17 protein-coding genes are annotated in these 18,999 nt (G+C 57.0%); 7 read left to right on the top strand and 10 right to left on the bottom strand.

Annotated features, from left to right (window positions below):
* Positions 1-24: 24 nt before the first annotated feature.
* Positions 25-978, bottom strand: a complete 954-nt coding sequence (gene xerD, locus ACZ5BI_RS03990; protein ID WP_464896695.1) for a site-specific tyrosine recombinase XerD — start codon at positions 976-978, stop codon at positions 25-27.
* A 124-nt stretch (positions 979-1,102) separates the two neighbouring features.
* Between xerD and ACZ5BI_RS03985 the strand changes: the two genes are divergently transcribed.
* The 3 genes from ACZ5BI_RS03985 (at position 1,103) to ACZ5BI_RS03975 (ending at position 3,479) form a co-directional block, all read left to right on the top strand.
* Positions 1,103-1,390: a YciI family protein gene (locus ACZ5BI_RS03985; protein WP_464896694.1), complete on the top strand. Its 288-nt coding sequence runs from the start codon at positions 1,103-1,105 to the stop codon at positions 1,388-1,390.
* Between the two features lie 551 nt (positions 1,391-1,941).
* Positions 1,942-2,484 carry a DUF488 domain-containing protein gene (locus tag ACZ5BI_RS03980; RefSeq protein ID WP_464896693.1) on the top strand — a complete coding sequence of 181 codons (543 nt, stop codon included), beginning with the start codon at positions 1,942-1,944 and terminating at the stop codon, positions 2,482-2,484.
* A gap of 641 nt (positions 2,485-3,125) precedes the next feature.
* Positions 3,126-3,479 (top strand): type IIL restriction-modification enzyme MmeI, encoded by a 354-nt coding sequence (locus ACZ5BI_RS03975; RefSeq protein WP_016423158.1) that lies wholly within the window; start codon positions 3,126-3,128, stop codon positions 3,477-3,479.
* Between the two features lie 70 nt (positions 3,480-3,549).
* Here the strand turns inward: ACZ5BI_RS03975 and erm are convergent, their stop codons facing one another.
* A complete protein-coding gene (erm, locus tag ACZ5BI_RS03970) occupies positions 3,550-4,404 on the bottom strand; it encodes a 23S ribosomal RNA methyltransferase Erm (protein ID WP_016456425.1) in 855 nt (284 codons plus the stop codon).
* Between the two features lie 2,206 nt (positions 4,405-6,610).
* Here erm and ACZ5BI_RS03965 point away from each other — a divergent pair.
* The 3 genes from ACZ5BI_RS03965 to ACZ5BI_RS03955 all read left to right on the top strand — a co-directional run bounded on the left by ACZ5BI_RS03965 (position 6,611) and on the right by ACZ5BI_RS03955 (position 10,258).
* Positions 6,611-6,919 carry a helix-turn-helix domain-containing protein gene (locus ACZ5BI_RS03965; protein ID WP_024058948.1) on the top strand — a complete coding sequence of 103 codons (309 nt, stop codon included), beginning with the start codon at positions 6,611-6,613 and terminating at the stop codon, positions 6,917-6,919.
* A gap of 171 nt (positions 6,920-7,090) precedes the next feature.
* Positions 7,091-7,390 (top strand): hypothetical protein, encoded by a 300-nt coding sequence (locus ACZ5BI_RS03960; RefSeq protein ID WP_024058949.1) that lies wholly within the window; start codon positions 7,091-7,093, stop codon positions 7,388-7,390.
* A gap of 1,521 nt (positions 7,391-8,911) precedes the next feature.
* On the top strand, positions 8,912-10,258 hold the full coding sequence (locus ACZ5BI_RS03955; protein WP_040693938.1) for an ATP synthase F0 subunit B: 1,347 nt from the start codon (positions 8,912-8,914) through the stop codon (positions 10,256-10,258).
* 569 nt (positions 10,259-10,827) lie between these two features.
* On the opposite strand, the gene ACZ5BI_RS03950 is transcribed toward ACZ5BI_RS03955, so the two are convergent.
* The 3 genes from ACZ5BI_RS03950 to ACZ5BI_RS03940 all read right to left on the bottom strand — a co-directional run bounded on the left by ACZ5BI_RS03950 (position 10,828) and on the right by ACZ5BI_RS03940 (position 12,668).
* Positions 10,828-11,253: a single-stranded DNA-binding protein gene (locus ACZ5BI_RS03950; RefSeq protein ID WP_016456430.1), complete on the bottom strand. Its 426-nt coding sequence runs from the start codon at positions 11,251-11,253 to the stop codon at positions 10,828-10,830.
* A gap of 89 nt (positions 11,254-11,342) precedes the next feature.
* A complete protein-coding gene (locus ACZ5BI_RS03945) occupies positions 11,343-11,486 on the bottom strand; it encodes a hypothetical protein (RefSeq protein WP_016456431.1) in 144 nt (47 codons plus the stop codon).
* Positions 11,487-11,645: 159 nt separating this feature from the next.
* A complete protein-coding gene (locus ACZ5BI_RS03940; protein WP_464896692.1) occupies positions 11,646-12,668 on the bottom strand; it encodes a DUF4192 domain-containing protein in 1,023 nt (340 codons plus the stop codon).
* Here ACZ5BI_RS03940 and ACZ5BI_RS03935 point away from each other — a divergent pair.
* A complete protein-coding gene (locus ACZ5BI_RS03935; protein WP_156005365.1) occupies positions 12,657-12,842 on the top strand; it encodes a hypothetical protein in 186 nt (61 codons plus the stop codon). The genes ACZ5BI_RS03940 and ACZ5BI_RS03935 overlap by 12 nt on opposite strands.
* Here ACZ5BI_RS03935 and ACZ5BI_RS03930 read toward each other — a convergent pair.
* From ACZ5BI_RS03930 to ychF, 5 genes are all read right to left on the bottom strand, one after another.
* Positions 12,839-13,021, bottom strand: coding sequence for a helix-turn-helix domain-containing protein (locus tag ACZ5BI_RS03930; protein ID WP_022865466.1), 183 nt, complete (start codon positions 13,019-13,021; stop codon positions 12,839-12,841). The genes ACZ5BI_RS03935 and ACZ5BI_RS03930 overlap by 4 nt on opposite strands.
* 92 nt (positions 13,022-13,113) lie before the next feature.
* The gene (locus ACZ5BI_RS03925) at positions 13,114-14,094 is read right to left on the bottom strand and encodes a restriction endonuclease subunit S (RefSeq protein WP_022865465.1); all 981 of its coding nucleotides are present in this window, start codon (positions 14,092-14,094) and stop codon (positions 13,114-13,116) included.
* On the bottom strand, positions 14,091-15,947 hold the full coding sequence (locus tag ACZ5BI_RS03920) for an HsdM family class I SAM-dependent methyltransferase (RefSeq protein WP_024058955.1): 1,857 nt from the start codon (positions 15,945-15,947) through the stop codon (positions 14,091-14,093). Before ACZ5BI_RS03920 ends, ACZ5BI_RS03925 begins: the two co-directional genes overlap by 4 nt.
* A gap of 349 nt (positions 15,948-16,296) precedes the next feature.
* A complete protein-coding gene (locus tag ACZ5BI_RS03915) occupies positions 16,297-17,808 on the bottom strand; it encodes a recombinase family protein (protein WP_038610812.1) in 1,512 nt (503 codons plus the stop codon).
* 20 nt (positions 17,809-17,828) lie between these two features.
* Positions 17,829-18,908 carry a redox-regulated ATPase YchF gene (gene ychF / locus ACZ5BI_RS03910; protein ID WP_464896691.1) on the bottom strand — a complete coding sequence of 360 codons (1,080 nt, stop codon included), beginning with the start codon at positions 18,906-18,908 and terminating at the stop codon, positions 17,829-17,831.
* Positions 18,909-18,999 lie beyond the last annotated feature (91 nt).

Raw genomic sequence — 18,999 nt, 5'->3', positions numbered from 1 at the left:
ACTCAAGTCCAGCCCTCCTGATTATTACCGAGCACGCGGATGGGTTTCTTGGTACACCTCGCGCAACAAAGTGGCGGTTACCTTGGTATATATCTGGGTGGTAGTTACATTCACGTGACCGAGCAGCTCTTGCACTACCCTAACGTCTGCCCCGCCCTCTAACATATGGGTGGCGAAGGAATGCCGCAGGCTGTGGGGGGAAACCGGTGTTTTTATCCCCGCTTTTTCGGCGGCCTCGCGAATAATACTCCAGGTACTTTGGCGGCTCAGGCGCCCTCCCCGCAGATTTAAAAACAGTGCCGAGCTACCCCGGCCTTTTTGCGCAAGCTGTGGGCGGGCGCGTACCAGATACGCCTCTAACGCTTTGACTGCGTATTCTCCTAGCGGCACCAGGCGCTGCTTATTGCCTTTACCGGTAACGGTCACCAAGGTAATCGGATTCTCCCCTGAAGCTGCCGCTTCACTACCAGCTAGAATCCCTAAATCATCCACATCGAGGGAACACACTTCACTCACCCTAGCTCCCGACGCATACAGGGTTTCTAGCAGTGCTCGCGAGCGCAAAGAAGCCGGATCTTCCCCACTAAAAGCTTCCAGCAGGACGCGAGTCTGGGTGATGCTGAGTGCTTTGGGAAGCGGCCGCGCTAAGCGGGGATTTTCTAGGCTTTCGGTGGGGTCAGTGCTACTCAAGCGTTCGTTTAACATAAAGCCGTGGAATCCGCGCAGACAGGCCATTAGCCGGGCAATAGAAGATGCAGCTAGCGGGTTTTTCCCATCTTCCCCCGCTGCGGCCGCCTGCAAAAACGTCCGCAAAGTTTCCGGGGTGATTTCGCCTAAGGTATGAATACCGGCACCTGCTAAATAGTCGTGGTAACGCGCCAGGTCGTGCCGGTAGGAGCCGACAGTGTTATTTGATAGTCCGCGTTCAATCGCCAGGTGGTCTAAATATGCCCCGCTCGCCTGCTCGATTTCGTCCATAGGGTTATTTTAGAGGGCGCAGACACTTTTACTTGCGCGCCACCTGCGACAAAAGTTGTTTTCCGGCATTAGTTTGTCGCCGGGGTGATAATAGAAGCATCATTGATTTTAGGAGTGATCTTTTATGGCGTTATTCGCGATTGAATACTTTTATGACCCGGCTGCTGCCGCAAAAATGGATGAGGTTCGCCCTGAACACCGCGCACACCTGCGCAGCCTGCACGATCAAGGGATTGTGAAACTAGTGGGATCTTGGGTTGATGATCCCCACCCGGGCGCGCTCATCGCGGTGGAAGCTGAATCTGGCGAGGATGCCCTCACCGCTTTAGCTGAGGATCCTTTCTTCCTGGCCGGTTTCATTACCGACCGCAAAGTACACCAGTGGAACGTAATTATCGGGGAAATCGCCTAGTCACAGCCGGTTTCCACAGTATACGGAAAACGGGGATTGAGCGCTTTTCAAGCGATTAATTGAGCACTTTTCAGAGCTTGCTCTTATCAGCGGTCAGAGGTTTTTTGCCTCCCCGCTAACGCCTTCCGTTATCAACGCTAGACGTTAAACTTGAATTCGACTACGTGTCGTTGCAAAGTCACCTTCTCATTCGTGAATAGCAGCTAAAAACCACCACACCCGCTATGTGCAGCAAAGATAGAGTGCACACCAGGTAGCCTCAGCCCCCGCTCCTCGTGCAGCAGCGTCCTTTAACAAGACATACATGGGATTCGCCCCACATACGGTTAATTCAGGCTTCCGATGTCGCCCAAGCGACCTGTTGAAACTTAACCGAACGGTCCGTGCGGAACGCTCGGCCGTAAATAGGATTGATGCCGCGCAAAGGCGGGTGCGAATGCATTAAACGTCCTGCCTGCTCCCCCCCCCGTTCTACCGATCCGACCACCTGCCGATGCACGATACCCGGACGCCGATGCGGGTGTACCCGCTTGGCGGGTAGCATTGGCAACATGCGCATTTTCACCGTGGGCCACTCCAACCTCGAATTCGAGGACTTCGCTGAAATGATCAAGGCTGCCGGTGTGGCATCCATCGTGGATGTGCGCAAGCTGCCCGGATCCAGGAAGTACCCGTGGTTCAACAGCGACCACCTTACCGAACACCTTCCTACATGTGGCATCACTTACAGCAGAAGCGAGGGCCTCACCGGGCGGCGCAACGTGTCCCACTCGGTGCCGTTTGAGGTTAACGGCAACTGGCGTAACCGCAGTTTCCACAATTACGCCGACCATGCGCTGGGCGAGGAGTTCTCGGACGCGCTCTCGCAGCTACGGGTGAACGCCGCCGAAACCCCCACCGCGATCATGTGCTCCGAGGCGGTGTGGTGGCGCTGCCACCGGCGTATCATCGCCGACCATCTCATCGCCCACGGTGACGAGGTTGGCCACATCATGGGCTTGGGGGCAGCCGGGGCGAAGGTGAGCGAGGCAACGCTCAACGACGGCGCAGTCATCGGCAACGATCTCCTCGTGAGCTACCCCGAGCGGGGCTAGCGCGTACACCAGAGGCCAGAGGTGCGGAAACTCGGACTACGCCTCAGTCAGCCACGGCATCCTCCTCGACCTGACCTCAGGCGCGACCTACGCCTTGTATTCATGGAGCGCCCACCTCCTTATGAGCAGCAGCATCGGAGGCACACCAGCGGATAGCACGCTCAAACGAGTTTTAGGTTAGGAAAACTGAACCGCTCATCCTAAGAAGACTACCGGGAACCCCAGTAGTGCCCCAAGGCGTCGAATCGAAAAACGTGCTACCGACTTGCCACGCACCTAGACGTTGAACTTGAATTCGACGGAGTGTCGTCGATAAATAACTATTCGATGCGCAAAGTACAACGAAATACCGCTAGAAACAGACAACATATGGGGGTGCACAGAAACACATATAGGTTCTGCGGAAAACCTATAGGGTGCGTCGCTAAAAACCGCTGTGCGCGAAAAACATAAAGGGTTTACGGACCCGGTCCCAGACCCCTCAATACTCTGAGCCGGAAGAATGGAAAGTGGAAGGTTGATGTATCCCCACTATTTATTTTTTCCGTTTTTCGGAGTACATCGGGAGCTACAACTGCGGACCAGCTCTGTGTGAACTAGATGAGAAGGCGCAGCAGCGAATCATCGACGCTGGACAGTTGGTGCTGCGGGCACGCGAGCGGCACCCCCAGCGGTCACTCGCGGAGCACTACAACCCGTTATCGATGGACCCAATTCTGCTCAAGGCTCACAACAACTTGGACCGGGAAGTCGATAAGGCTTTCGATGTGGCACGCAAACTCACCAACGAGCGCCAGCGCCAGGAGCTACTGTTCGCCAGCTACGGGGAGTTGGCGAGGGGCTATGTCTCCTCGCTTTCATCAAAATCGAAACCACCAGCAGGGTCGTTCCCCGTGCGGGTGATTTTGATCGGTCCCGCTGCTGGGTGTAGAACCCTGTCGCTGGCAACGCCGGGAACTATGACTGTGCCCGACGAGAACACGTCACTGCCATAACGCGGCTCACGGTAGACGAACATGGGTCGTTCACTACTACTGGTGGATTTCGGTTTTGGTGGTGGGGGGATTACCGCCGCCGGCCTCGATTTTTCCGTTGAGGAGGGCGTTGACTACTTCCCGATTGTGAAATGGGCCGATGGCGCGGTGAAGAGGAACCAGTCACCTGGAAGAGATCGATCCAGTCGCTGGTGTGCAATCTGGGAGGTAGGGTTGCGGGGTCGATTCCTCGCGAGCGCAACCATGATTGTGTCTCTGAACGTGATGAAAACAACCCTGCCCTTCGGAGAATTTCCCCTATCCCGCGTCCCCGGGCGGTGAAAACGGTGTGCACCATCGCCTGAAAGGCTTTGCGTTGCTCTATCGGGATCTTCGGGTCACCCACCCGGCGGATCACTAAGATCCCCCCGTCAACGTTTGGCTGTGGCCGGAAAGCAGACCTTGGTACTCGGGAACCAAGGTGAAACGTGAACCATGGGGACCACTGAGCTGTCATCATCGTGCTTGCACCTACCCCGGCCCGGCGGCGAGCGACTTCCCACTGCATGAGGAGTACAGCGGCAGTCCATGCCGGCGCATGCAACAACTTTCGAAGAATGGCAGTGGTGAGGTGAAAGGGAATGTTTCCCACAATGACGCAGGGAGTGGCGGGTAACGGGAAGTTGAGGAAATCATCATGGACCACTTCGACCGACGCCGAGGCGGTCTTTTTTGTGAGTTTGGCAGCTAGTTTTGCGTCTACCTCAACTGCCGTTATTGCCCTCCCCAAGTGGGATATCGGGTGAGTGAGGGCACCGCTTCCTGGCCCGATCTCAATGATGGGGCCGGAGGTTTGTTTTACAAGATCGACGATGGAGTTGATGATCTTGTGGTCTGTGAGAAAATTTTGGCCATGTTCGTGACGGCCGTATCCGTATGTAGACATCAGGTGTGCTCCGTGGAGTTGAAACGGAGCCGGGCATGGCAAATGGCCGCCCGGCTAAAGGACCGGAGCGGTTTCTAACCTGCGGGAGGGAGAAAACCGCCTTAGCGGCTGGTGAGCGGCCGCATGAAAACGGAACCTGAAATCAACATGGGCCTATCGTATCCAATTAATTTCGCAGGGTCCAATACGGTGAGAAAGAAGACAACCGCACCGCAACAGTGCAAGACCTCTCTGGATTGGAATTTAATTGAACATGGGTTTGGGGTACGACGCGCCCTACTCGGAGTGGCACGGACACTACGGCTGCGCGCCCACACACAACAGTAAAGAGCTCGGCAATGCACAGACACGTAACGAGAGCGCCACAAATGTATGTACGTTTAAGTTACAGCATCGACACTGACGCTCCACATGGAGGGACGGCCGCAGCCCTGCAGCAAGCACACGGCAGGGTGTCTGCTTCGGGCGACGTGAAATTACGCAGAAAAATACGAAACACATCACCGCAGGTCACGGTAGGTATTTGCGGGTCATTTCGTAATCTCGTAAACGAAAAGAACAAAACTACGAAACACAAAAACATACGTTGAGCAGCGTAAATGGTTTTCGTTTCGTAATTTTTCCACTTTTTGAAGAAAATCTAAATAAGAAGAGACACCTTGATTGCGATTGTGTCCCGTGTCACATAGCTGCAACCCCTGCAGCGTGCCCTCAACGAGGACGCTCTGTGTCGTAGACATGTGCCTGCAATGCGTGTCTGTGTCTCTCTCTTAAAAGGTTTGGGTCGAAATACCGCAAAATTACGAAACACCGCCGAAATGTGACGTGTCTATGCAGGTCACAGCGTTATCGCGTGTTTCGTAGTTTTGTTCTTTTCGTTTGCGGAAATCACGAAACCGCAGGTAGAGCGTTTCGTAATTTTTTCGTATTTTGATCGGCAAATTACGAAACGAGGTCAAAACTACGAAACGAACACACAACACCTGTGTTGCGTGTCACACAACGGCGCGCCACGGACGTGTTGCAGCGTGGCAGTATCCCGGCCGTGTCACATAGCTGCAACCCCTGCAGCGTGCCCTCAACGAGGACGCTCTGTGTCGTAGACATGTGCCTGCAATGCGTGTCTGTGTCTCTCTCTTAAAAGGTTTGGGTCGAAATACCGCAAAATTACGAAACACCGCCGAAATGTGACGTGTCTATGCAGGTCACAGCGTTATCGCGTGTTTCGTAGTTTTGTTCCTTTCGTTTGCGGAAATCACGAAACCGCAGGTAGAGCGTTTCGTAATTTTTTCGTATTTTGATCGGCAAATTACGAAACGAGGTCAAAACTACGAAACGAGCGCGCTACAGACGTGTCACAGGTCATAAAAAGGCGCGCCCCTTGCGTGTCACCGTGACGCAGCATCCCGGCCGTGTCACATAGCTACAACCCCTGCAGCGTGCCCTCAATGAGGACGGTCTATGTCGTAGACATGTGCCCGTAATGTGTGTCTGTGTCTCTCCCTTAAAAGGTTTGGGTCGAAATGCCGCAAAATTACGAAACATCCCCGAAATGTGACGTGTCTGTGCAGGTCACAGCGTTATCGCGTGTTTCGTAATTTGGTTTTCCGATTTTCGTAGTTCTACGAAACCGCAGGTAGAGCGTTTCGTAATTTTTTCGTATTTTGATCGGCAAATTACGAAACGAGGTCAAAACTACGAAACGAGCACACTATAGACGTGTCACAGGTCACAAAAAGGCGCGCCCCTTGCGTGTCACCATGCCGCCACACAACAGCTGCCCCACCACAACACCCCAGCCGTGCCACGTGGCGTGTAGAAACGTGCTCGGTTCGATTCGTAAAGATTAGGTCGCAGGCTATTGTGCGCGACGCATAAGTTCCGTACGATGGCCCCCAGACCGTATGTGGCGTTTTAATTCGTTTTTGGTTTAGCCAGTCGCATACGGGGGATAACCCCGAGGATAATTCATAAAGAGACAGCCTCTCGACCGTGATAGGCGCGGTTCCTCCGACGAGATAGACCGGTCGGCAACGGCATTGCCAACCACAAAAGCGGTCAGGTAGGGAGTAAGCGCTCCCGTAAAGCGATGGGACGGCAGACCACCGTTCTAGCGAGTTGAGCACGGCACTCCAAGCCGCCTGAATAGCAAGCCGGTAAAGCACCCCGCTCCGGGACAGATCAATCTGCCCAGGAGCGTTTTTCTATGTCCGAAAAGGACACGACTACCGCCGTCGCGCCACGCTTTTACACGCTGCAGGAACTCGCCGATCTCGGCGTCGGCTCCGAGTCCACGTTGCGAAAAGCTATTAAAGAGGGCCGTCTTTCATTCCACCGTTTCGGCACCGCCTATCGGATTCGCCAAGACGATCTCGACGCCTACCTCGCGGCCGCACGCCGCCCTGCCCCGCAGCTATTCGACGGCTTCGTCGATGCCGTCGTGAATGCAGCGCCCCAACTGACAGATGAGCAGCGCCAGCAGCTCGTCACGGTGCTGGGCGGTGTGAAGCACTAATGCGGACAAACCCGCCTACGACGAGATCCCGCCGCTTAGCTCAGCTAGTCAGGCTGGGTCTTGAACTGAGTGCGAGGGCTGATGGGTGATGGCCGTGCTACTACACACGCGCGCTCCACCGTCGTGCCCCGAGTCCAAATAAACAGTTCATTCAACCAAGGAGAACAAACCATGTCTTTCAGAGACGATTACGCAGCAGCGCTGCGCGATGAGCAGCAAGCAAAAGATACCGTGAACGAGGCGCGCCGTGCACACAAAGCGACAAAGGAGCGCCTTGCGCAGTTGCGCAAGTATGCCGAAGAGTTCGAGGTGAATCTCGACGGTGACAAGTCCGCCAGCACCGAAGGGGACGGTGACAAGTCCGCCAGCACCGAAGGGGACAGCGATACACCTGAGAACGGTGACGGCGACACGCCTGAGAGCACCGAGGGCAGTAAGCCGAAGCGGCATCTAGAAGTTGTACCCGACTAACCCTTTAGCCGTACACGCAATCACCTCATGTGTGTACGGCCACGCGGCGTGACGACGTACAGCCGTCACGTTTGATGTCGCCACACACCCCGCTCGCAAGGGCGGGGTTTTCGCGTGTGTGCGGGTGGCTGCGGCACCGCTACACGTGACACTGTCACGATGCTTGCGCCGGTATCGGCGACGGGGCATATACACGTCTGCCCCGTCGCCTGGATCATCCGCCACATGGCTGGCGGTATGTCGCGCTGCTGTTATGCGCGGTTCTGGCCGGCATAGTCTTGTGTGGACTTGAAATATGCCGAAGACGGGGCCGTGGGTGCAGCAAAGACAGCAGCGTGGACAGAGCAGATTTCAGCAGCTGTGCTGCTGAAGTTGTGACCGCGACGGCAGATGGTATGCGGCGGACGCCGCATAATGGACGCGTCGTGAGATACGCCAATATCCATCTCGGCAGGCTTGCCGTTATGGAGCGTTTCGTGATGACCCAAACACGACACATCGATGCTGGCATATCCGAATGTATATCAACGGGATATATCGGATTGCCGGCAGTGTCGTGATACGGAGCATGGGTCATCACATAAGGTGCAGCGCCAGCTGCACTATTGGGCATCTTGACCGGAGCGCAGGCGGAGGGCAAGACAGCACCAGCCAGACCGAGCGAGCGAGGTCTGAGACTGGGGCTGTAGGGGGCGGCGCGCCAGCGCCGGGCACCGGGTTATGCGAGCGCCAGCGAGTAGTAATACCCGGTGCAGTGCCTCGGCTATGCCGAGCGCCGGAGCGCAGCGGAGGCGTCGCACCCCCTTATGCCCTTTTCCCCCTTCTACCCCTATAACGACAAACATATAGGGGTTTTGACACAGAAGGGGGCTGCGACCTGCGTGTTTCGGGTCTTAATGCGGTCTTCGACCCTTACCCGAAACGGCCCGTTGATGCGCGAAGCGCACATGGTGCCTACGCAAAACCTGCAGGTCGCCACGCTGTGCGCACCACATGCGGCGTCAGCCACTGTATGTCGGTCTTAAAGTAAGGGCCGATGACGGGTGGAAACGCCGCTTGCGGCGTGTTCCCGCGTCATCGAGACACCTGCAGCGAGCTTGCGAGCGCAAGGTGTCTAACCGAACGGCAAGACCGACATTGTTTACGTGGTGCGCGCAGCGACACCCTGCACTCTGGCACCGCCGTCAGGCGGTCATTGCAGGGTGTTCCAAATCCCGCAGCGAGCCATCCGCCGCCAGGCGGTGTTGATGCTGCTGCGGGTGATAACAACACGGGTCGAATAACACACTCCATATCGGCCCGTGCCACAAGCACACTATCGGTGCAGACGTATCACGTTCGCGGCGACCATATGCGCGCAAGCGCATGTAACGGACACCGCCAGCGACGTGTGTTTCGCGAGCGCCCGCTCGCAGCAGATCCAGCGGCAGCTGTTGATGTAAATGTGTAGCGCCGCGACCCGATTGGTTCATCTTTGTGGGCCACGGCTGTACGGCCCTGTGGCGGCCGTAGACGCCTCGGATGGACGGAGTGCGCGTGCAGAAGAACAGTTTCAAGACGTCGCTGTTCGTCGTGTATCTGCCGAAGTCGATGTGCAAGGAGATCCCCGACTACTACACCAGTGAGGTGGACGGGCGCGAAGTGAAACGTCCGCGCTATGTCGCCCGCGACTACGAGGAAGCAAAGCAGTACCTCGAAGAGTCAATGCGCTGGCTTGCAGAAAACTTCATCCCCGGCGGTATCGACGCAGTCGCTGGCGGTGATATGAACTTTGACGAATCAACGCCACACATCCAGTTCCAGGCGGATACGTTCTCACCGAAGCCCGAAGATCCCGACAAGCTCCGTTGCCGCCCCGGCATCGCGTACAACACTGACACCTCAGTGCGGTACACATCCGGCCCGAAGAAGGGCAAGCAGATCTCGGGTAACCAGAAGTTCATCGACGCGCAACGGGGCCTGCGCGAACACATGCACTCGCTCGGCTATCCGGTGGAACTAGAAGTCTCCGAACGTCATGACGAGTCACTCAACCTCGACCGCTACACCGAGCAACAAGACCGGGAGCGCGATCTCGCCAAGCGCGAGGATGATGTGGAAGTCAAGAAGCGATCCGTGCAGCGCGACATGGACGCAATTGATCGTGACCGCGAGCAGGCTGCTAAGGAACTTGAACAGGCGCAAGAAGCCCGCGAAGCAGCCCAGCGCGTACAGGAGAATGCTGAAGCACAGGCTCGCGAGGTTGCCGAGCGTGTGCTCAAGGAAGCACGCGAGAAGGCCGAGCAAGAAGCCGAAGAGATCCGCAGCGAAGCACGCAAGGATGCTGAGCAGGAGTTGGGCCTGGCCGAAGCGCAAGCAGACGAGCTGCTCGAACGAGCCGAAGAGACTGCGCGGGCCAAGGCGGGCGATATTACAGCCGCAGCTCGCAGCGAAGCAGAGACGATCACTCGCAAGACCGACGAGGCCCGTAAGCAGGCTGAGCGCGACGCCGAGACGATCCGCAGCAAAGCACGAGATGAGGCCACGAGCATCCGCGACGAGGCCACACGCGACGCTGCAGTAACGCGCAAGGATGCCCGCGATGAGGCTGATCAGATCCGCCGCAACGCGCACACGGACGCCGAAGATGAAGCCGCCATCATCATCGAAGAAGCGGTGAAGTCAGGACAACAGTTGGAGCACTTGGATAAGAAGTTCCTGGTGCAAGAACTGCATCGCAGCCCAGAGTTGCTTGAGCGTTACACGCTGTTCAGGCAGTCGCAGACCTCAGGCAAGAAGGGCGGGGCGCAGCAGCGTGCACGCGAGCGCATCGAGAAGCGCCGCCAGCAGCAACAGCAGCGTGATCGTGATGGCGGTATGGAGTTGTAGCACTGCTCTCCCCTGCCCTGTACGGCCTTCTGCGGGCCTAACAGGGGGCCGTCGGCGTCGTAGGTCATTGGCGGCGGGTAAACGGCTGATATTCAGCGAAAATCGAAGAAATCTCGGCTAGGCGGGGCCGGTGTCACTACGTTGCGCAGTGAATTGGCCTGTTGAGTGGCGGAGATAGTGCGCAGCACGTCGGTGTGTACGACGGGGCATGTGCTGCGCAGAAGAGATGTCCGTAGAAGGGCCGACAGAATGTCGTTGTCATTCTGTTGCGTAGTAAAGGTGTCAATAGGATGACAAACCACTTCACTGCCCAATTCACATGTCATTAAAGTGACAGGGCATTTGATTGCGCAGTAAACGTGTCGATGAAATGGGTGCCCAATACACAGTGCAACCTACGTGTTAATGAAATGTCACAGACACTACATAGTGCAGTGAGTTGCGCAGCAGAAACGCCAGTAAAAGCACCGCACCACTGCACCGTAAAACTGCACAAGTGATTCGCAGCAAATTGGCGTGTGAAATGGTTGAAAAAATAACCCCGCAGGTTTCCCTGCGGGGTTTCGTAGTTAGAACGGTACTTCTTCGCCCTCAGCGCCAGCCAGGGCGGCGGTCGCCGCCTCGCCTCCGCGACGGGCAGCGCGAGCAGCGGACTCCTTCTTGGAATCGATCAGCTGCACCGTGTCGATGCGCGCCACCAGCGGGTACTGCTTCACACCGTCCTTGTCGGTGTAGACGTCGGTCTTGAGCGAGTAGCTCACCGCAACGCGATCGCCGGAGCCGATGCAGCCGAACACACCGGGGTTCGCGGCGTCCTGGACGTAGCCGGTCAGCTCCACGATCTCGCTTTCCACCTTGCCGGTGGACTTGTTCTTGAAGGTGTTGCGCGCATAGACGCTGAGCTTCACCGTCGCGCCGCCGTTTGCGTGCTCGAACAGCTTGGGTGCGCGAGCTGCGTTGCCGACGATGGTGCCGTTGTTGAAGGGGTTGGACATGATGGTTCTCCTTACGTGAGTGGGTGTGATTTGCCGTGCAATTTGGGTACTTAAGCAGCGGCTTTGCCGCTGCGGGGGTTGAGCTGTCGTTACAGCACTGCCCAGGGCAGCGGTGTGCCTGCCGCCTCTAGGTCGCGCAGTTCTTGTGCTGCGCCCGGATCGGCGTCCTCGCCGTCGATGCCGTCGGCGAGCTGGTAGAGCAGTTCCAGGTCGGTGTGGGTGATGTCGCGCATCAGGTGCCTCCTTGTTCGGATGGATGGTCAATCCGTCTGTTGGAGACAGCTCTGCTGTCTAGGGGGTTCTCCCCCGCCCCGCTAGGTGTGCATCTCTGCTGGCCACGGCCCCGCGAGAAAAAGAAACCCCGTTGCATCGCTGCAACGGGGTGTGTGGTGCTACTCGGTGAACAAGATCGTGCGGGTCTTCTCAGCGCCCTCGCGGACGAGTTCGACCATCCGCTCGCCCTGGCCAATGTCGGTCAGCTTGGCCACCAGAGACGGGAAATTCTCGTCTGGTCCGATCTCGGTGGCTCGCTGCGCAGCCACGCCAGCTAGTCCCGGCTGGCCTGTGGCGTGAGCGAGCACGGCAACAGTGGCGGTGAGCTGCGCCCGCATCCCCGGCCAGCTGGTCGGGACAGCGCGCATAACCTGCTCTATGAACGCAAGGCCAGCCTGCGGCTCATCGAGCAGCGCTGCGAGCAGCGTGTCTCGCAAGCGCGGCGTGGTGAAGCATTTCAGCGCAGACCGAACAGCACGAGTGCTCGGCTGGGTGATCCCTGCCGCCGCCTGCTCGTATTCACGCTGCAGCACGTCCGCGAACATGGGCGGGATATACGCCAGCGCGTCTTCGATGATGTCGGCGTGCTCGGCAGCGTAGATGCCGTGATCGGTGCTGTTCAACCGTGCTTCGATGTCGTCTTTGCTCGGCTCCGGCAGCTCTCCGGTGTGCTCTAGCATCTGCTGAAGCGCCGCCGATGCGGCGACCTCGCCGACAACGCCGTGGCGTGGCTCGTCGATGAGCGGATGCTGGTACACAGACCACCACGCGGCCCCGGTGACGATTTCGGGCACCTGCACCACCCCGAGCAGCGGCGGTAGGTGCACTGCCCCGCTGGTGAGGTACGTGGCCGTCTCGTCGAAGACCGGTTGCGCAATGTCATCGCTGATCATGTACGCGATAACTGCGTCGAGTTCGAGGTGGTGGACCCACGCTGCGAACCGCTCGCGGCTCTCGTTGAGCTTCTCCACGGCCTCGTCCAGGTCGAACCGTGCGACCGGGCCGAGGCGGACGGTGTCGACGCCCTCGTCGTCGACGAAGAACGCGAGGATCAGCGAGTTGTTCGGGTAGAAGCCGAGGATGCCGGGGAGGTTCGCAAGGATCTCGCCGTGAGATGCAAGCGTGTGGGAATGAGTGGACATGGCAGTGCTCCTTTGCACGAATACGGGGTGTATGTGGTCAATCCCGTATTCGGCCCGGCTCTGCCGGTCGCAGGCGTATCCCAGCAGTACAGTGCCTTTGTGCGCCGGGCGTCGCTAGCGCAGCCTGGTGCCTTCTCGCCGGGTGCGAGCGCTAGCGACGCAGCCTGTGCTTAGGCGTCGGCTTCGATGCGCTTGAGAGCGCGATAGATCGTCGGCCGCGAGACGTTGAATGTCCTGGCTACTGCACTGACGGACTTGCCGCCCTCAATAAGCTCCTTGGCGATCTGGGCTTGTTCTTGGTCGAGCTTCGGTTTGGGGCCGGCGACCCTGCCCTGGGCGCGGGCGTGCGCCACGCCCTCACGGGTGCGCTGGACAAGAAGGTCACGCTGAGTGTCGAGCTACTGTCTCTGCTTGGAGGTTGGAACGTAGGCGTAACCGATGAGCGTTAGACACCCACCTCACCAGTGATCGCGGCAGAAAACGGTAATCCTTGCATAAAGCCTTCCATGTAATCCCAGTCAGGCTTCCCGGTTGGTGCAGCTGGCAACCGAAGTGTCATCTTCCTCATTCGAGCCAAATTCCACTTATACCCATACGTGAATCGGTCCTTCTCGTGACGAATCATGGTTGAGATGAACAGCATTGCCCAGTAGGACACTTCTTGTTTAGGGATTAACACCTGAATGTCGTCTGAGGCGAAGTACGGTTGATCCTGGTAGAAGGAATAACCAACCGATCCGTTGTAGGGAACTGTGATGGTCCCTGCGGGGAAGAGTGGTTCAAGCGCGCTCCAATCGGTAATCCCATTGTTACTGTCCGAAGCACCTATGAAACGTGTTGTTCCCGGTTGCCTATTTGCTTTGGTGACTCGCTTACCCTTCTTGATCTCAAATAGCTGTTCTATCGGGAAATCGCACCAGCCACTGGGGTCGGTCAAAGCCACGGGATCGCCTGTAGCTGCCCGAAGCCCCTCATGAGTCGGAACCTCACTAATTTCGACCCAATCGGGTATCTCGGTGGGAACCTCAATAGTCGCTAGAGTGCGGTTTGCTTCCCTTCCGAAAGCGCTATAACGAAAGGCGTTCTTGCGAATACACATCGCGTAGAAGAGACGCTCGTTGAGACTCATGGTGTCTCGCTTTGGACGAAGGACTGCCACGTTCTGAGCTGTATAGAACGGGCGCTGCTGAACATAGGAAGACAGCAGTCGCGACCCTCCGAGGGCAACTGTGATTAAACCTGTGGGATAAGGGGTCAGGTCAGGTAGTGCCTCGACGTACCCGGAGACACCTGATTTTCCGTTCAGGCCACCCACTCGTCCTACAAATGCGATGCCTGTCCGTGGATCGGTTGGTGTCATCTTGTTCATGTCGAGTTTGTTTCCGTACTCAACATGAAATAGGTCACCTAAAGGTTGGCGAGTCACGCGTCCCCGCCTTCTTCGATATCGACCCCGCGCAAGGTGAACAGTGCGTAGTCGAGAAGGACCTTCTCGAAGTCCGACTGGGTAAGAGTCGAGTAGTCCGTTTCCATGTAAGCTTCCGCGACCCATTCATCCTCGGCATCCACCTTTTGCATGACAGATTCACCAGGCTTGACTTCTCGATTACGGAACATCTCAACCCAGTGGTCGCGTATCTCTGGCCAGGTTCCATTTCGATCGACGCGGCCGAGATTCTTAATTTTGACGAACCCGTCTTCGCGCCAATAACCAAACCAGCTTTTCCGGTCAGATCTTTCATGTGGAATGTGTGCAGTAAACACCATCACACAAGTGACGACACCAACCGGGTAAAAGACTTCCGGTGGCATTGACATGACTGCTTCCAGTGTGTGGTTCTTCAGGAGGCTGCGCTTGCGGATGCTAGGCGCAGTTGCGCACGAGATAGGGACAATGGCAATACCGATCGCCCCGGGAGTGAGACAATCAAGCATGTGTTCCACGAATCGCAGCTCGTGCAGGTCTTCCTTAGTTTTGGCGTAAGGCGGGTTAATCAAACCAACTGTCGCTTTGTGGGACTTGACGCCTTTGGTGATGGCGGTGTCAAAACAAGACCCTTGGTAGAGGTTGGCCTTCCCGTCACCGCGCAGGATCATGTTTGAAGCCGCTAGGGCGTACATGCTCGGGTTTTGTTCGACGCCGATCAGTTGGTTTTTCTTGATCGACTCAATCTCGTCTTGCGTGATCGCAGTACGGACCATCTGGTTCATTGCCGAGATTAGGAAGCCTCCAGTACCAGCGCAGGTGTCAAGCACGATGCTGTCCTTATCGACGTTGGCAAGCAGGCTAAACAGCTCAGTGATGTGCTTCGGCGTGAGTACAATCCCCAACCCTTTGCCGTCACCGCCTGTGTACTTCAGGAACTCACCGTAGAAAGCTCCCACAACGTCGAAGTCGTGATAAACGGTGATAAAGGGCAGCACCTTCTCCGCAAGCAGGGTCACGATTTCGTGTAACAAGCCCTGCGGATAGGCTTTGGTAGCTTTACCCAGCTCTGGGTGCACTTGGATGCCAGTAAACGGCTGGGTCATGTTCGTTATCTTGGCGAACGGGATTTGCGCAGACCCGATGACTTTCTGGATCGTTTGCATCCAGAAGTCGGGCAAGTCTTTCGCACCATATGCTTCGTAGGTCTTTGCAAAGACAGGGTCGTTGAGCGCGATTAGGCTACCCGCGACGGCGAGAGGCTTCTCTTTCTCTTCTAGCTCCGCTTCATCCCTCATGAAAGCGTGCATTTCCTGAGAGAACGAAATGAGGTCTTTTGTTCGCTTTGCCTGAACAGAAGGATCGAACGATGCGGCGGTAATGAGGTCATCAAGGCTGACAAGTTCGGTAATCGCTGCACCGCTCGGGGCCTTAAGCGGGCGTGCTTCCTTCTCTCCTTTGGTGGTGACAAAGAAGGACCATTCACTATGTGCAGGCGTGCCCGAGACTGCAATCGAGATCACGGTGTATTTGTGTGTCAGAAAACTTGCGTAGTGCAGAACACCGTCAACCGCGAAGTCTTTAGGGCGATCACGATTTTCCGACTCGTGCCAACGTGTCTCTGCCTTGCACTCGATAACCACGATCATGTCGGGGGTGTCGGGGGCAGTGATGATGAACTCCGGGAAACCACCACCGCCGCCGCCAGTTTTCGACGCCTTCGACAAAGACTTGCGAACCAGCTCAATGGCGGATTGCTGCTTCTCAACGATGATCTTCTCTGCATCCTCGTAATATCCGAGGTTGCGGAGCTTTTCATCGACTAAGTCTTCTGTAATCCGCTCGTTTGCCATGCGGGCACTCCCTATCCAAGTCTGGCCGATCCTCCACATCTCGCCCCTGAGATGTAACGATGTACACATGGCAGGATGCGAAGCCGCCCGGGATCGTTGCGTGAAACGCGGCGTGTAACAAAAACGCAAATTACCGCTACCGTACAACCCGGGTTCTTGCTTTCGGCGCTCGACATGCGGGGTGGAAACAGTCGTGTAATACTTTCCCCGAACGCCACGGTTGAGCAGTGTCACCCCCGATACACGAAGGCAGATCTCCCCCGAACTGCCGGCTCCGTGGCGTTCCTTCGTAGGAGCGTCGCGCGTCGCAGCACATGCGCGCGATTGTTGACGTGTCACACACTGCAACCTAGTTCCACACGATCTGGACTGATTCGGGGTTAAAGGTCTTGCTTCCGCGCACGCCACGGCGCAGGCGCACCTGGCACAGGGTGTTGATGACACGGCGCTGCACGGCAAGCTCTGCGTTGTCGAAGGCGTCCACGGGCGAGGCGTAGCCGGTTGTGTCGAGCAGCGCCGATGCGCCAGCAAGGCGGGCACGGCGCGTTTCGAGTTTCTCGATCTGCGGCTCATAACGGTTTCGCGCGCGCTTGAGGTCACGGGCCTCGATAAGCTCCTCGTCGTAGTCAGCCTGGACGCGGGCGAGCTTTGCGCGAAGCTCAGCGAGTTCGTCGTCGATGGCGTCGACCTCGTCGTCATCCGCAGTCGGCAACAGGTCTGCTAGGTCGTCACGACCAAGGCGGGCGCGGATCACGGCGAGCACAAAATCATCGACGCTATGCGTGCGCACTAAGCCACAGGCCGCGCAGCGGTAGCGGTCGGCATGCGTGCGCACGGGATTGCCACACTCGTCGCAGACATACAGACCCGAGCCAAGATGGCGGCGAGTATTACGCCGCTCCTTGTTGGTCAGCCGGTCGGGATCATCGAGCACGTTCTGCACACGCCACCACAGATCGGGTGTGACGATCGGCTCCCACTGCCCTTTCACCGGCTCGCCGGTATCGGGGTCGCGGACGATATGCGTGACACGGCGGTATTTGTTCTTCACGCCTTTGCGCTTGGCCTTCTTATACGTGGAGTAGCCGGCATACACGGGATTGCGCAGGATCGAGTGCAACGACGTATAGGCCCACGGCTGCGCGTCGGGAACAGGCTTTTCTTCCTGGCCAGCAGCGCGGCGTCGAGCGTTGCGCTCTGTAACCACGGTGTGCATATGGCGCGGCGTGGTCGGGATATCCGGCAAGCCCGGCTGATCGACCCCAGATAAGGCACGTGCGATATCGCGCATGGAGTTGCCCCGCTCGACAGCGCGGAACATCCCGAGCACGGCGGCGGCTTCGGACGGGATGATCTCGCCGGTGGAGGTGTAGCCGATAGGGCGCACACCGCCGGAGTACCAGCGGCCCTGCTCGGCGCGTTGCTGTTGCGCACGAGACTGGCGCATGCTCTTTCGCTCGATCTCGCCGCGTGCCACGGCTGCTTTGATGCGCGCGTACATTCTGCCGCCGTCGGTGGCAAGGTCAGCATCACCGTTCGCAGTGACGAGTTTCAGCCCCTGCTCCTCTGCCCTGTCGATCCACTCTTCGAGCTGCCAGGGCTGCCGTGTGAGGCGGTCGAGGTCCCAGCAAATGATCGCGTCGATCTCGCCGCGCTCAAAGGACGCCACCATCGCGTCGTAGTCGGGGCGGTCCACGTCCTTCTTCGACGCGGAGATCGACTGATCGACGTAGGTATGCACGACGTCCCAGCCGCGTTGCTCGGCAAGGGCTTCGCAGTCCTGGCGCTGCCGGTCGATGGCGAGGCCGTCCATGGCAGCATCGAGCGAGATACGGAGGTAAATAGCAGCACGTGTTGTCATGCCGCTAACACTAGCGCGCCTCAGGTTACATTGAAACGAAACTCCACTACATCTCCGTCTTGCATTACGTAGTCTTTGCCCTCTTGACGCAGCTTTCCGGCATCACGGGCAGCGTGAATAGACCCGAGTTCCACTAGCTCATCAAACCCGATAATCTCGGCTTTAATGAATCCACGTTCGAAATCACTGTGAATTACCCCAGCAGCTTGGGGAGCCGTCCAGCCTTTTCGAATCGTCCAGGCGCGGGACTCTTTTTCCCCAGCCGTCAAATAAGTTTGCAACCCCAAAGTATCGAAGCCTACCCGGGCTAACTGGTCAAGGCCGGACTCGCTTTGCCCGGATTCCTCCAACATTTCTCGCGCGTCCTCTTCATCCAGTTCTACTAGATCCGCTTCGAACTGGGCATCTAAGAAAATCGCTTTCGCTGGCGCAACTAGATTCTCTAATTCTTGGCGTTGCCTCTCATCTAGTAGCTGGTCCGCGTCCATATTGAACACATAGATGAACGGCTTTAAAGTCATCAACTGGAATTCTTTCAGCAGTTCTTTATCCAGTTCATCGTGGGCAGATAGCAGCGTTCCGTCCTCTAAAATCGCCTGGGCTTTCTTTACTTCTGCCAGTACTTCCGGTTCGGTTTTGCGTCCTCGGACTTCCTTTTCTAAGCGGGGAACCGCTTTTTCTAGAGTCTGCAGGTCAGCGAGAACCAGTTCGGTAGAAATAGTTTCAATATCGGAAGCCGGATCAATCTTGCCATCTACATGCACCACATCAGGGTCGCTAAACACCCGGGTTACCTGGCAAATCGCGTCAGCTTCCCTAATATTTGCCAAAAACTGGTTACCGAGCCCTTCCCCTTGGGAGGCGCCCTTTACGATTCCCGCAATATCAACGAAAGAAACCGTGGCGGGCACAGTTTTCGCCGAATTAAACATTTCGGTTAGTTTTTTCAGGCGCGGATCCGGCAGCGGCACCACCCCCACGTTGGGGTCAATAGTCGCGAACGGATAATTCGCTGCTAACACGGTTGCGCGGGTGAGCGCATTGAACAAAGTTGATTTACCAACGTTAGGTAATCCTGCAATCCCAATTGTTAAAGCCACGTCTCTACCCTATCGAAGGGCGAAAGCACCAAGAAATCTAGCCGCAATAATACTCAGTTACCGACCATGCCCCCGCTAGGTTTTCTCCTAA

The organism is Varibaculum sp. GTC20041, assembly GCF_055387755.1.
This window is presented reverse-complemented; position numbering and strand designations above follow the sequence as displayed.

Bases quoted from the DNA above. Each gene is read 5' to 3' on its own strand.
- erm (WP_016456425.1), bottom strand. From the start codon at position 4,404: ATGTCTACATACGGATACGGCCGTCACGAACATGGCCAAAATTTTCTC.
- ACZ5BI_RS03950 (WP_016456430.1), bottom strand. From the start codon at position 11,253: ATGTCCAACCCCTTCAACAACGGCACCATCGTCGGCAACGCAGCTCGC.
- ACZ5BI_RS03915 (WP_038610812.1), bottom strand. From the start codon at position 17,808: ATGACAACACGTGCTGCTATTTACCTCCGTATCTCGCTCGATGCTGCC.
- ACZ5BI_RS03935 (WP_156005365.1), top strand. From the start codon at position 12,657: ATGAGTGGACATGGCAGTGCTCCTTTGCACGAATACGGGGTGTATGTG.
- ACZ5BI_RS03980 (WP_464896693.1), top strand. From the start codon at position 1,942: ATGCGCATTTTCACCGTGGGCCACTCCAACCTCGAATTCGAGGACTTC.
- ACZ5BI_RS03940 (WP_464896692.1), bottom strand. From the start codon at position 12,668: ATGTCCACTCATTCCCACACGCTTGCATCTCACGGCGAGATCCTTGCG.
- ACZ5BI_RS03985 (WP_464896694.1), top strand. From the start codon at position 1,103: ATGGCGTTATTCGCGATTGAATACTTTTATGACCCGGCTGCTGCCGCA.
- ACZ5BI_RS03955 (WP_040693938.1), top strand. From the start codon at position 8,912: ATGGACGGAGTGCGCGTGCAGAAGAACAGTTTCAAGACGTCGCTGTTC.
- ACZ5BI_RS03945 (WP_016456431.1), bottom strand. From the start codon at position 11,486: ATGCGCGACATCACCCACACCGACCTGGAACTGCTCTACCAGCTCGCC.
- ACZ5BI_RS03920 (WP_024058955.1), bottom strand. From the start codon at position 15,947: ATGGCAAACGAGCGGATTACAGAAGACTTAGTCGATGAAAAGCTCCGC.
- xerD (WP_464896695.1), bottom strand. From the start codon at position 978: ATGGACGAAATCGAGCAGGCGAGCGGGGCATATTTAGACCACCTGGCG.
- ACZ5BI_RS03960 (WP_024058949.1), top strand. From the start codon at position 7,091: ATGTCTTTCAGAGACGATTACGCAGCAGCGCTGCGCGATGAGCAGCAA.
- ACZ5BI_RS03965 (WP_024058948.1), top strand. From the start codon at position 6,611: ATGTCCGAAAAGGACACGACTACCGCCGTCGCGCCACGCTTTTACACG.